The following is a 12604-nucleotide window of genomic DNA, read 5'->3' on the forward strand; positions in this document are numbered from 1 at the left end:
CGGAGCGCCCGGAACGCGGGATGCGGCGCACGCGCACGGCGCTGGCGCACCACGCGAGCAGGGCTCCGGCGAGGAGTTCACCGGTGAGGGCGGCCCCGGCGACGAGCGGCGAGACCCCGAGGCGGCCGAGGCGCTCGTAGCCGAGCCCGCCGGAGCACAGGGCGAAGACCGCCGTCATGAGCAGTCCGGTGCTCACGCAGGCGGCGGCGATCGTCACGGCGCGGTAGCGCCACGACGACAGCCGCGCGGTGGTGCGCACGGCCGACCAGCCGACGATCGCGCCGACGGCCACCGGCACGAGCATGACGAGCGCGAACCAGTCGGGCAGCGGGCCCGGGTCGGGCAGGGCACCGAACACCGGGATGAGCGGGAGCGCTCCGCCGTCGGCGGCGCGCACGCTGACGCCGGGGCCGGTGCCGATCGCGAATCCTGGCCCGGCCGCCACCGACACCGCCCAGGCGGCCGCCGTCGGCAGGTAGAGGAGCTGGCCGAGGGTGAGCACGGCCCCGCCGACCCAGCCGGGATCGAGGTCGGCGTACAGGCTCCACACCCGGGTGGCGTTGCCGCCGATCAGCGCCATCACGGCCACGGCGCCCATGACCAGGAGCGCGGCGGCGCCGCGCGCCGCGGGCAGCAGGCCCCGGCGCAGCCAGCCGGGCACGACATCGCGCCACGCCTCGACGAGCCGCGGGCAGAGCCGGTCGAGGCGGTCCTCGAAGAGGTCGGCGCACGCCCAGACCAGCGCGAGCACCGCGAACACGAACGCGCAGAGGGCGGCGAGCAGCGGCTGCGCCGACGCCCCGGGGAGCCGGGCCAGCACGGCGGTGAGAAACGCGATGAGCGTGTAGACGCCGGCGAACCCCAGGCCGAGCCCGACGACGTCGCTGCGCACCCAGCCTTCGGGGCGGACCTTCGTGCGGCGCTCGGCGGCCGGAGTGAGCAGGCGGTGGGCCGACCATCGCAGGGTGAGCAGGGGCAGCAGCGACAGCAGCCACGGGATGAGCCCGACGCTGCCCCGGCCGAGATTCAGCGGCACGCCGTGGCTGAACAGCCAGCCGAGCAGTCCGAGCGAGATGGCCTGCCCGGCGGGCACCGACGAACTGGCGCTCGCGAGCCACCCCGCGAAGACGATCGTGACGATGATGCTCGCCGAGAAGAACGCGGCGCCGAGCGCGTAGGCGACCACGCGCACCCATTCCGGGGCGTCGTCGAGGAGCCCGTCGGGCTCGCGGTCGTCGACGGCTCGGGTCGGGGTGGTGGGCAGGTGTGGCAGTCGCAGTCGCATGAGGAGACCATCGTCCCCGCTGCCGTGGCTCAACCCCAAACGGGCACGCCGGATCGATCCACAGGCCCGATCAGGGTGTGCGGTTGTCCACAGGGCGGGTGCGGAGCCGGTGCGGCGGCCGGCTCCGTGGGGGCACCCTGGCCCGCATGGTCACATCACTGGTCCTCGCCGGGTGCGGGTGTGTCGCGGGGTGGGTGGTGCGCGCTCTCGTGCGGAGGGGGCGCCACCGGCTCCCCGAGGAGACTGGCGCGCCGACGGCGCGCGCGCTCTGGGTTGCGCCGCTGCTGGGGGCGGCCTGGGCGAGTCTCGGCTCCGGCGGTCTCGGCCCGGCTCTGCCGGCGTATCTGCTGGCGTCGACGGTGCTCGCGTGGTTGGTGGCCGTCGACCTCGACGTGCGGCGCCTGCCGAACGTCGTCACGCTGCCCGTGATCCCGGTCAGCGTGGCGGTCTTCGCCCTCCTGGCGCTGTCGGGGCGCGATCCTCCGGCGTTCGCGCGGGCGATGGGCGGGATCGTGGCCCTGTCGGGGCTGTACGCGGTGCTGTTCGCGGCGGGCGTCGCCGTGGGGTGCCGGCGCGGGAGCGGCTCGGCGTTCGGCCTGGGCGACGTCAAGCTGGCCGCCGCGCTCGGCGCCTGGCTGGCCTGGCCCGGCTGGAGCACGCTGCTGCTCGGCGGCTACCTCGGCCTGCTGATCGGCGGGCTGGCCGCGCTCGCGCTGCTCGCGACCGGCGCGGCGGCCCGCGGCTCGCACCTGCCGCACGCCCCCGCGATGGCCCTCGGCGCCTGGCTGGCCCTCTGCCTCACCTAGCTACGCCTCGCGCCGACGTCGCGCGTCGTCGAAGCCATGCCTCACGATGACCCGCGACGCCCCACGACGACGAGAACTGCGTGTCACGGTGAGAACTGCAGCTCGAACAGCAGTTCCGACCATGACACGCAGTTCTCGGGGTCGTGCGGGCTCAGCGTCCGTCGCCGTCGCGTCGGGCGTAGTTGTCGAGATCGACCTGCGGCGTGGGCTGGAGTCGGTCGGCCGGGTTGATCGGGGCCGGCGGGTGCGCGGAAACGTGCACCTCGGACTCCTCGGCGTGGGCGGGGGCGCCGTGCTCGTCGGTCATCGACGCGTAGTCGAACGGGTCGTTGCCGTCGAGCACGTAGTGCACTCGCTGCAGGTCCACGGTCTTCGTCCACTTGCCGACGAGCAGCGTGGCCACGGCGTTACCGGAGAAGTTCGTCAACGCGCGGGCCTCGGACATGAACCGATCGATGCCGACGATGACGCCGACGCCGTCGAGCAGCTGCGGGGCGTGGGCCTGCAGGCCCCCGGCAAGGGTGGCCAGATCGGCTCCGGAGACACCGGCGGCGCCCTTGCTGGCGATGATCATGAAGACGAGGAGGCCGACCTGCTCGCCGAGCGACATCGGCATGTTCATCGCGTCGGCGATGAAGATCGCGGCCATCGTCAGGTAGATCGCGGTGCCGTCCAGGTTGAACGAGTAGCCGGTCGGCACGACGACGCCGACGGTGGGCTTGGCGACGCCGACGTGCTCCATCTTGGCCATGAGGTTCGGCAGGGCCGACTCCGAGCTCGAGGTCGCGACGATGAGGAGATACTCCCGGGCCAGGTACTTCAGCAGCTTGAGGATGTTCGTGCGGGTGACGATCCACAGCACACCGCCGAGCACGAAGACGATGAACAGCACGCACGTCAGGTAGAAGGCACCCATCAGCTTGAGCATCTCGCCGAGCTCGAGCAGTACGCCGACTACCGGGTCCGCCTGAGCGACACCGAAGGCGATATCGCCCAGGACGAGGTCGACGACCTCCTCGGCCACCGCCGCCCGTCGCGCCCGGCGGTCGCCAGCACCCCCAAGGGCCTGAGCCCGGAGACCCTGCGGCAGGTCGAAGAGGCGGTGACCAGAGCCGACAACCCGCTGTCGGCCGGGGAGATCGGCGCCAGGTCGGCGCCTCCCGGGTCACGGCCCGCCGCTACCTGGAGTACCTCGCCGACCACGGCATCGTCACCCGCAGCGTGCGCTACGGCGGCCGCGGCCGCCCCGAGGTGCAGTACGGCCGTTAGCGGCCGTCGGCGGCGCCGATGAGCGCGCCCCGGCGAGGGACGCGACGCTCGCACTCCACGCGTCGACGTCGCAGACCTGCCTGTCGACACTCCCTCTCGCGCAGGTGACTGCGCTGTGACAGGCGCCCGCTCATCTCCCGCGCTGCGCCGAGCGCAGGCGCCCGCTCATCTCCCGCGCTGCGCCGAGCGCAGGCGCCCGCTCATCTCCCGCGCTGCGCCGGGCGCAGCCGCCCCGACGGGGCTCACCCCTCGCCAGACCGCACCCCCAAAGATGGTGGTAAATCCCGCCGGACAGACGCGGCAGATCTACCACGCTCTTGGGCACCCCTCGAACGGCCCACCCAACACCCCGGGCGCCGCCGCTCGACAGGGGCGGATCCGCGCGGTCCTCGACCGTATCGAAATGCCACATCTTCGGACACATACAGAAGCCAGCAAGCCACCATGTCCAAATAATGGACTCGAACATGGTTGCAAGTATGGCCCGGACATCCCAGCGCGAGCAGACGTATTCACTTGCTTCAGCGGGAGTTTAGGTCGGATTTTCGTGAATCTACCCCTCCGGGCCTACTGTTGAACGCGGGTCTTGAACGACTGCCCAATTTTTGAACGGGTCCGCAGCCGGGTCGTCGACGACCTGCCGCCAAGGGGGGCGAACAGGCGGATCCACCCTCACCGTGTGTCATCCCTTGGGGGGATTCTGTCGTGCTGCTCACCCGCCCCGGCGTGCTCTTCGCCGGGCTCATCAGTCTGTGTGCTCTGGCCGCCACCGCGGCCCTGCCCGCGGTGCCCGACACCGCCATCCTCATCCCGTTCGCGGTGCTCGCCATCGCGTGGGCGGTCGGCCTCATGCTGACCGACCCCGACAACCGGCCCGCCGAACGCCTCGGCCGGCACCGCCGCCAGGGTCGGCTCGGCGCCGCCCGCGAACTGCTGTTGCATCTGGCTCCGGTCGGGCTGCTCATGGTCATCTACCCGATCGCGGCCCAGCGGATCGACACCACCGTCGGCGGCACCCCGCTGCTGACGATCCTGCTCGCCTCCTCGGTGACCGTGCCCTGGCTGAGCCAGTCCGCGTGCCTGCCGCTGTACCGCGCGGTCGGCGACCTGCTGCCGCTGACGGACACCTCGGACACCGCGCAGATCGAGCGGCGCATGGTCGCCGCCTGGCCGAGCACCGTGCTGCTGACGGCCCCCAGCGTGCTGCTGTTCGCGGTGCCGCTGCAGCTGGTGTTCGGCTGGTCGATGCAAGCCCTGGGCGTCTACATCGTGCTGGCGTTGCTGCACCTGCTGTTCGCCCAGTCGGTCGTGCTGACCAACGTCGCCCGCCGCCGCGGCCTGTGGGCCCTGTCGTGGCTGGCCTACGCCGTCGCGATCTTCGTCGTGCCCAGCTGGTGGGCGCTGCCCGCGACGCTGGCGACCCTGATCCAGATGTGGTCGTTGCGCCACGGCATCGCCGCGCTGTTCACGCGGGGCGCCCAGCACCTGAGCCCGATGGCCCTGGACCCCAAGACCACCTGGTTCGACATCATCCGCGGCTTCCTGCTCGGCTCGGTGCTGTGGGCCGACAAGCTGCTGCTGTTCGCCGCCACCGCCGGAGCGTTCGCCGTCGACGTCGTCTACCTGGCGATGCTGCCCGTGGTGCTCGCCTACAACTACTACTTCGTGCGGCTGGCCCCCGGCTTCGACCGCGACGTGCTGGCCGTGCGCCACGCCCTGGAGCACGAGCGCTTCTCCGCCCTGACCCGAGCCTCCAACCACCTGGTCGGCGGCACGAAGGAGGCGCTCATGCGCACCGGCGCCGTCGCGGCCCTGCTCAACGCCGGCATCGGCGCGCTCATCGTCGTCGCCTTCCCGACCAGCGCCGCGCTCGTCGTCGGCGTCGCGCTCGCCTCCTGGCTGTTCATGGCGGCCACGCTGCTGGGCTACAAGCTCGACTACGTCGGCCGCACCCAGACCGCGATGGCCTACGGCGCCGCGCACCTGGCGCTGGCCGTGCTCGCGTTCGCCTTCCTGCCGGTCATCGCGGCCTACGTGGTGCTCATCGTCGGCGGCGTCGTGCTGGTCGCCGCGGCCGCCCGCAGCACCTACGACTCCTGGTCCTCACCGGCCTACACGCTCTTCTGGCGCCACGCCACCTCCTGGTGACGCTGTCCACCACTTATCTGCCGACGAACCCTTCACATCCAAGGACTGCACTTCCCATGTCTCTGCTCGTCAACGACACCCCGGACAGCAACCTTCGCCACGACGTCGGCCAGGCCGTCAGCCCCACCCCCGCACGCACCCCGCGCGGGGTCAGGGACCCGAACTACCCCGACGTCGACGTCGCCATCGTCATGGAGTCGACCTACCCGTACCTCAAGGGCGGCGTCTCCGCCGTCGTGCACGACATCATCCTGGGCAACCCCGACCTGACGTTCGGCATCATCCACTTCGCGTGGGACTCCAACTCCCCGCATGAAGACTGTACGGGATGCCCTCGAACGTCAAGTGGGTCAAGCCCCGCTACCTGGCGATGAGCGAGTACAAGGAGGGCTTCCTCGACGCGAAGGTCTCCGACCTGCGCCTGGACGCCCGTGGCCGTCGCGAGATGGCCCACCGCCTCTTCGACGTGCTCGAGTCGATCCCGGCCGGCGAGATCGACCCGTTCTGGAGCTTCTACGACGAGCACATCAGCCCCACCGCCACCGGCGCACCGCTGTGGCCCCTGCTCGGGTCGCGCGAGTTCATGGAGGCCGTTCAGCAGCGCGCCGAGTACCTGGGCGTGCCGCTGGCCAAGGCGTTCTGGCTGCTGAGGGAGTTCTTCTCGCTGGCCTACGGGGTGCTCGCCGAGCCGATGCCGCGGGCCCGCGTCTACCACGCGCACACCACCGGCTACGCCTCGCTGCTGGCGGCCGCGGCGGCCCGCGAACACGGCACCTCGTTCTTCCTCACCGAGCACAACCTCTACGTGCGTGACACCGTCAACACCCTGCTCGACCGCGACATGAGCCTGCAGGTCGTCGAATCCGACTACCGCACGTTCGACGTCGAGCCGGAGCAGCGCGCGTGGATGGCGTGGTGGATCGAGATGGGCCGCCTGTGCTACCCCAGCGCCGACCTCATCTCCTACCTGTACCCGCTGGCGATCGAGGATGCGGCCGAGCTGGGCTCGCCGACCGAGCGCGCCGTGGTCGTGCCCAACGGGATGACGATGAGCCAGTTCGACGACGCCTACGAGGCCCGCACCCGCGAGGTGGAGAACGTCACGGGCTCCGGGCGCACGCGCCGGCTCGCCTACATCGCTCGCGTCGTGCCCATCAAGGGCCTGCTCGACCTCATCGACACCGTCGACATCCTGCGCAACCGCGGCGTGAGCGACTTCGTCATCGACGTCTGCGGGCCCACCGAGCACACCCCCTGGTACTACGAGCAGTGCCTGGCCAAGGTGGCGGCGCTCGGCCTGGAAGACCGCATCATCTTCCACGGCACCGTCAACGTGCGCGCGATGCTCGACCAGTTCGACCTGCTCGTGCTGCCCAGCTACAACGAGGGCCAGCCGATCGTCGTGCTCGAGGCGATGACCGCCGGTATCCCGACCGTGGGCACGCAGGTGGGCGGCATGAAGCAGCTCATCCACGACGAGCTGACCACCGCCGGAGGCGAGACCTGGGGCCCGTGCGGCCTGCTCACCGACGCCGGCGACGCCACCCAGATGGCCGACCGCATCCAGGACGTGCTCGGCGACAGCCAGCTGTACCGCACGCTGGCCCGCAACGCCCGCGAGCGCGTGCGCACGACCTTCCAGCTGCACGACGTCACCTCCACGTACAACACGATCTACCGGGTGCTCGGCCGGCTGCCGGAGCGCTCGGAGGAGCTGGCGGCCGCGCTGCTGGACACCGCCTCGGTCGTCTCGGCGCAGACGGGGCCGAGCGCCTGGATCACCGACGTGCAGCGCTTCGTCACCGACTCCCGCAGTCCCGTCGCGGCGGTCTCGCACCGATGAGCGCGCCACGCGCCGGAGCGTGGATCCGCTACGGCGAACCGATCCGCGAGGGCGAGGTGGAGCAGGCCGCGCAGCGGTACTCCGTGGCGATCCTGCAGCCCTGGGAGACGGAGGCGGCGCGGCAGCTGAAGTCGCTGAACCCGGCGATGACCGTGCTGGCCTACCAGTGCCTGTCGTCGGTGCGCGACTACGAGCCGGGCCCGGTCTACACCAGCGGCGTCAGCGCGGCGCAGGCCGAGGACCACGACGCGGCCCTGCCCGCGGACAGCCCGCACGCCTGGTTCGCGACCCGCCCCAACGGCGAGCGCATCCAGTGGCCCGGCTACGGCGGCCACTGGCAGATGCGTCACTGGGAGCCCTCGTACCGGGCGCGGTGGATCGCCAACGTCGTGCAGCGGTTCGCGGAATCGCCGTTCGACGGGGTCATGGCCGACAACGACGTCTACGACGACTACTACGCCCTGGACCTCCCGCTGAGCGACGGCACGACGATCGAGGACATCCGCGCCACCCTGGACGAGTTCGTGCCGCAGGTCGGCGCGGCGCTCAACGCGATCGGCAAGATCCTCGTGCCCAACGTCGCCGAGTCGCGGCGCGACCCGGGCCGCTGGGCCCGGCACGGCGCCTTCGGCGGCGCCTTCGAGGAGTGCTGGCTGTCGTGGGCCGACGGGCACTTCCTCGATCCGCACCACCAGCTCATGCAGTTCGACCAGGTGTCGCCGTCATCCTCGGGCGCGCCGCAGGTCGTGGTGGCCCGCATCGCCACCGACGGCTCGCAGTCGCACACCTCGTTCCGGTACGGCCTGGCGTCGTGGTGGATCGCCGGCGCCGGCCGACCCGGCGGGTTCGCCGCCACCGCCCACGACGGCTACACCGACTCCCCGTGGATCGAGGAACTCGGCTGGGACCTGGGGAGCCCGAAGGGCCCGGTCCGCGGCCGCGCGGGCCGGCGCTACCGCCGGTTCGAGAACGGCTGGGCCGCCATCCATCTCGGTCCCGCGGGCAGCGAACCGCTTCGCTTCCGCCCGCCCGCCGGGCACGTCGATGCGGCGGGACGCCCGGTGCGTTCCGTCGAGCTCGCACCCCATGAAGGTTTGGTTCTCCGCGCGCAAGGAGCGACGCAATGACAATCCTCGTCACCGGCGGAGCCGGGTACATCGGCTCGCACACCGTAATCCAGCTCCTCGACGACGGCGCCGATGTGGTGATCGCCGACACGCTGGAGAACTCCTCGGCGGTGGTGCTGGACCGCATCGCCGAACTGACCGGGCGTCGGGTGCCGTTCGAGCAAGTGGACGTCAGCGACCCGCAGGCGCTCGACCGGTTGCTGACGCGCTACGACGTCACCGAGGTCATCCACTTCGCGGGACTCAAGGCCGTCGGGGAGAGCGTCGAGCAGCCGCTGCGGTACTACTCCCACAACCTGGGGTCGACACTGACGCTGTTGCAGGCGCTCGACCGGCACGGCATCCGACGATTCGTGTTCTCCTCCTCGGCGACCGTCTACGGACCCGACGCCGCGGCACCCGCGCAGGAGGACGACCCGACGTCGGCCACCAACCCCTACGGCTGGACGAAGGTGATGATCGAGCAGATGCTGCGCGACCTCGCCGCCGCCGACGACCGCTGGCGTATCGCGATCCTGCGCTACTTCAACCCGGTCGGCGCGCATCCGTCCGGCCTCATCGGGGAGGACCCGCGCGGGCGGCCGAACAACCTGCTGCCGTTCGTCACCCAGGTCGCCGTGGGGCGCCAGAACGAACTGACCGTGTTCGGCGACGACTATCCCACCGCCGACGGCACCGGAGTGCGCGACTTCATCCACGTCGAGGACCTTGCGTCCGGGCACGTCCACGCCCTGGCTCACCTGCGGCGCACGGACGAGCCCGTGAGCACGTTCAATCTCGGCACCGGGGAAGGCACCAGCGTGCGCGGACTCGTCACCGCCTTCGAGCGGGCCAGCGGGCACCGGATCCCCGTGCGGGTGGCGCCGCGCCGCGCCGGCGACGTCGCCGTCTCCTACGCCGACTCCAGCAAGGCCAACGACGTGCTCGGTTGGCGCGCCCGCCACGGCATCGACGACATCTGCACCGACGCCTGGCGCTGGCAGCGGCAGAACCCGCTGGGGTACGAGTCGCTGCCCGCGCGCCGCCGCTCCGCGCGCACCCAGGCGCCGCGGCGACAGCGCTACCCGCTCCTGCCGGCCCTGCGCCTCGCCGGCCGCGCCGGTTGACCGCCGGCCGCGCACCCCGACCGGCGCGGCATGCCAGCACAGAGCAGACACGCACGGTCAGACACGACGACGCCGGCCATCGCGCTGATGGCCGGCGTCGTCGGTGCGTTCGCCCAGGCTCAGCCCAGCGACTTGACGATCTCGCGCATGAGGTTGGCGGTCTCGGACGGGGTCTTGCCGACCTTGACGCCGGCGGCCTCGAGGGCCTCCTTCTTGGCGGACGCGGTGCCCGAGGAGCCGGTGACGATCGCGCCGGCGTGGCCCATCGTCTTGCCCTCGGGGGCGGTGAAGCCCGCGACGTAGCCGACGACCGGCTTGGTGATGTTCTCCTGGATGTAGGCCGCGGCCCGCTCCTCGGCGTCGCCGCCGATCTCGCCGATCATGACGATGCCGATGGTGTCGGGGTCCTTCTCGAACGCCTCGAGCGCGTCGATGTGGGTGGTGCCGATGACCGGGTCGCCGCCGATGCCGAGGCCGGTGGTGAAGCCGATGTCACGCAGCTCGTACATCATCTGGTAGGTCAGCGTGCCCGACTTGCTGACGAGGCCGAGCTTGCCGGGGCCGGAGACGTTGGCGGGCGTGATGCCGGCGTTGGACTGCCCGGGGCTGATGATGCCGGGGCAGTTCGGGCCGATGATGCGCGTCGTGCCCTTGTCCTTGGCGTAGTTGAAGAACTCGGCGGTGTCGCGCACCGCGATGCCCTCGGTGATGACGACGAGCAGCGGCATGCCGGCGTCGACGGCCTCGATGACCGCGTCCTTGGCGAACTTCGGCGGCACGAAGACGACGGAGACGTTCGCTCCCGTCTTCTCCATCGCCTCGGCGACCGTGCCGAACACCGGCACCGTGACGCCGCCGTCGAACTCGACCTCCTGACCGGCCTTCTTGGGGTTGACGCCGCCGACGATCGCGGAGCCGGAGTCGAGCATGCGCTGCGTGTGCTTCATGCCCTCCGAGCCGGTCATGCCCTGGACGACGATCTTGCTGTCGGAGTTGAGGAAGATAGCCATGAGTTGTTCAGTCCTTACTTCGCAGCCGCGGCGAGCTCGGCAGCCTTGCGGGCGCCGCCGTCCATGGTCTTCTCGATGGTGACGAGGGGGTGGTTGCGCTCGGCGAGGATCCGGCGGCCCTCCTCGACGTTGTTGCCGTCGATGCGCACGACGAGCGGCTTGGACGCCTCGTCACCGAGCTTGTCGAGGGCCCCGACGATGCCGTTGGCCACCGCGTCGCAGGCCGTGATGCCGCCGAACACGTTGACGAACACCGACTTGACCTGCTCGTCGTTGAGGATGACGTCGAGACCGTTGGCCATCACCTCGGCCGAGGCACCGCCTCCGATGTCGAGGAAGTTCGCGGGCTTGGCCTCGCCGCCGGTGTACTCCTCACCGGCGTAGGCGACGACGTCGAGGGTGCTCATGACCAGGCCCGCGCCGTTGCCGATGATGCCGACGTTGCCGTCGAGCTTGACGTAGTTGAGGTGCATCGCCTTGGCCTTGGCCTCCAGCGGGTCCTGCGACTTCTCGTCGACGAGGCCGGCGTGGTCGGGCTGGCGGAACTTGGCGTTGTCGTCGAGGGTGACCTTGCCGTCGAGGGCGACGATGCTGCCGTCCTCGAGCTTGACCAGCGGGTTGACCTCGACGAGCGAGGCGTCCTCGCCGTTGTAGACCTCCCACAGCTTCTGCAGCACGGGCGCGACCTTGGCGCCCGTCTCCTCGTCGAACTTCGCGGCCTGCACGATCTCCTTCGCCTTCGCCTCGTCGATGCCGACGTTGGGGTCGACCGCGACGCGCGCGAGGGCCTCGGGCCGCTCCTTGGCGAGGGTCTCGATGTCCATGCCGCCCTCGGTGCTGCACATCGCGAGGTAGTTGCGGTTGGCGCGGTCGAGCAGCAGGGAGAAGTAGTACTCCTGCGCGATCTGGGCGCCCTGGGCGATCATCACGCGGTGCACCGTGTGGCCCTTGATGTCCATTCCGAGGATCTGGTCGGCGTACTGCTCGGCCTCGTCGAGCGACTTCGCGACCTTGACACCGCCGGCCTTACCGCGGCCTCCGGTCTTCACCTGCGCCTTGACGACGGTCACTCCGCCGCTCTTGGCACCGATCTCCTCCGCCGCCGCGCGAGCCTCTTGCGGCGTGGTCGCGATCTTGCCGGCCAGCACGGGTACGCCGTGCTTCTCGAACAGGTCTCGGGCTTGATACTCGAAAAGATCCACGGCTGATTCCTCGTCGTCGAATCGGAATGTCCGCGGCGATCCTACCCGCCGGTCTGTCGCGCTAAGCGGCAGATCAGCGAACCCGCCTCGGCGAACGGGGGCTCTCCGACGGCCGGTGGCCGAACATGCCACTGACCGCACGGACAGGCCGTCGAGCAGCCTGACGTGCGGTCAGTATGGCTATCGAAGGAGGAGCCGGTGTCTCAGGCCGGCTGGGCGGCCTCGCCGACGTGGCTCTTGACCCAGGCGACGATGTCGGTGGTGGTGGCGCCAGGGGTGAAGACCTTGGCGACACCCATCTGCTCGAGCTGGGGAATGTCGCCCTCGGGGATGATGCCGCCGCCGAAGACGACGATGTCGGAGGCGTCGCGCTCCTTGAGCAGCTCGATGGTCTTGGCGAACAGGGTCATGTGGGCACCGGAGAGGACGGACAGGCCGACCGCGTCGGCGTCCTCCTGGATCGAGGCTTCGACGATCTGCTCGGGGGTCTGGTGCAGGCCGGTGTACACGACCTCCATCCCGGCGTCACGCAGCGCTCGGGCAATCACCTTCGCGCCTCGGTCGTGACCGTCCAGGCCGGGCTTGGCAACGACGATACGCAGCGGGGATTCACTCATGGGGTCACCCTAGCCGTCGGCGGCGCGCAGACGGCGGGAGTTTGGTCCCCTGCTTGCTGCCGACTCAGCGGGCTCTGGTCGCTCACCGCGCTCCCCGTCGGGCTTCTTGGACCTCTATGTGCCTGGCCGGGCCGTCAAACCGGAGGCGGGTGCTCGCGTAGCGCCGAAAGCAGTTCCCGACGCGCGCACAT

General features: G+C 70.7%; 10 protein-coding genes and 1 pseudogene. 6 read left to right on the top strand and 5 right to left on the bottom strand.

What is annotated here, in order from left to right; translation table 11 throughout:
• A partial coding sequence (locus PINTE_RS03255) for a cell division protein PerM (protein ID WP_068426184.1) occupies positions 1–1285 on the bottom strand: 1285 nt, incomplete at its 3' end.
• Positions 1286–1431: 146 nt separating this feature from the next.
• Between PINTE_RS03255 and PINTE_RS03260 the strand changes: the two genes are divergently transcribed.
• The gene (locus PINTE_RS03260; protein ID WP_084343175.1) at positions 1432–2091 is read left to right on the top strand and encodes a prepilin peptidase; all 660 of its coding nucleotides are present in this window, start codon (positions 1432–1434) and stop codon (positions 2089–2091) included.
• A 151-nt stretch (positions 2092–2242) separates the two neighbouring features.
• Here the strand turns inward: PINTE_RS03260 and PINTE_RS03265 are convergent.
• Positions 2243–3028 (bottom strand): annotated as a pseudogene (locus PINTE_RS03265) (cation:dicarboxylate symporter family transporter); the annotation flags it as partial.
• Between the two features lie 1037 nt (positions 3029–4065).
• Between PINTE_RS03265 and PINTE_RS03270 the strand changes: the two are divergent.
• Genes PINTE_RS03270 through galE form a run of 5 tightly spaced genes read left to right on the top strand, consistent with a single transcriptional unit; the run spans position 4066 to position 9584 of the window.
• Positions 4066–5508 (top strand): hypothetical protein, encoded by a 1443-nt coding sequence (locus PINTE_RS03270; protein ID WP_068426189.1) that lies wholly within the window; start codon positions 4066–4068, stop codon positions 5506–5508.
• A gap of 56 nt (positions 5509–5564) precedes the next feature.
• The gene (locus PINTE_RS24715) at positions 5565–5882 is read left to right on the top strand and encodes a DUF3492 domain-containing protein (protein ID WP_281178819.1); all 318 of its coding nucleotides are present in this window, start codon (positions 5565–5567) and stop codon (positions 5880–5882) included.
• Positions 5837–7351 carry a GT4 family glycosyltransferase PelF gene (pelF, locus tag PINTE_RS03275; RefSeq protein ID WP_281178820.1) on the top strand — a complete coding sequence of 505 codons (1515 nt, stop codon included), beginning with the start codon at positions 5837–5839 and terminating at the stop codon, positions 7349–7351. Before PINTE_RS24715 ends, pelF begins: the two co-directional genes overlap by 46 nt.
• Complete coding sequence (locus PINTE_RS03280) at positions 7348–8478, top strand: putative glycoside hydrolase (protein WP_068426193.1); 1131 nt, start codon at positions 7348–7350, stop codon at positions 8476–8478. Before pelF ends, PINTE_RS03280 begins: the two co-directional genes overlap by 4 nt.
• The gene (gene galE / locus PINTE_RS03285) at positions 8475–9584 is read left to right on the top strand and encodes a UDP-glucose 4-epimerase GalE (protein WP_084343176.1); all 1110 of its coding nucleotides are present in this window, start codon (positions 8475–8477) and stop codon (positions 9582–9584) included. Before PINTE_RS03280 ends, galE begins: the two co-directional genes overlap by 4 nt.
• 119 nt (positions 9585–9703) lie before the next feature.
• Here galE and sucD read toward each other — a convergent pair whose 3' ends face one another.
• The 3 genes from sucD to icmB all read right to left on the bottom strand — a co-directional run bounded on the left by sucD (position 9704) and on the right by icmB (position 12413).
• A complete protein-coding gene (sucD, locus tag PINTE_RS03290) occupies positions 9704–10594 on the bottom strand; it encodes a succinate--CoA ligase subunit alpha (protein ID WP_068426197.1) in 891 nt (296 codons plus the stop codon).
• Between the two features lie 14 nt (positions 10595–10608).
• Positions 10609–11796 carry an ADP-forming succinate--CoA ligase subunit beta gene (gene sucC / locus PINTE_RS03295; protein ID WP_068426199.1) on the bottom strand — a complete coding sequence of 396 codons (1188 nt, stop codon included), beginning with the start codon at positions 11794–11796 and terminating at the stop codon, positions 10609–10611.
• Positions 11797–11999: 203 nt separating this feature from the next.
• Positions 12000–12413, bottom strand: coding sequence for a coenzyme B12-dependent isobutyryl CoA mutase small subunit (gene icmB / locus PINTE_RS03300; RefSeq protein WP_068426200.1), 414 nt, complete (start codon positions 12411–12413; stop codon positions 12000–12002).
• Positions 12414–12604 lie beyond the last annotated feature (191 nt).

The organism is Piscicoccus intestinalis NBRC 104926, from assembly GCF_001515525.1.
GTDB lineage: Bacteria > Actinomycetota > Actinomycetes > Actinomycetales > Dermatophilaceae > Kineosphaera > Kineosphaera intestinalis.

Excerpts from the sequence above, each read along its gene's own strand:
- PINTE_RS03260 (WP_084343175.1), top strand. The coding sequence starts at position 1,432 with ATGGTCACATCACTGGTCCTCGCCGGGTGCGGGTGTGTCGCGGGGTGG.
- PINTE_RS24715 (WP_281178819.1), top strand. The coding sequence starts at position 5,565 with ATGTCTCTGCTCGTCAACGACACCCCGGACAGCAACCTTCGCCACGAC.
- pelF (WP_281178820.1), top strand. The coding sequence starts at position 5,837 with ATGCCCTCGAACGTCAAGTGGGTCAAGCCCCGCTACCTGGCGATGAGC.
- PINTE_RS03280 (WP_068426193.1), top strand. The coding sequence starts at position 7,348 with ATGAGCGCGCCACGCGCCGGAGCGTGGATCCGCTACGGCGAACCGATC.
- galE (WP_084343176.1), top strand. The coding sequence starts at position 8,475 with ATGACAATCCTCGTCACCGGCGGAGCCGGGTACATCGGCTCGCACACC.
- sucD (WP_068426197.1), bottom strand. The coding sequence starts at position 10,594 with ATGGCTATCTTCCTCAACTCCGACAGCAAGATCGTCGTCCAGGGCATG.
- icmB (WP_068426200.1), bottom strand. The coding sequence starts at position 12,413 with ATGAGTGAATCCCCGCTGCGTATCGTCGTTGCCAAGCCCGGCCTGGAC.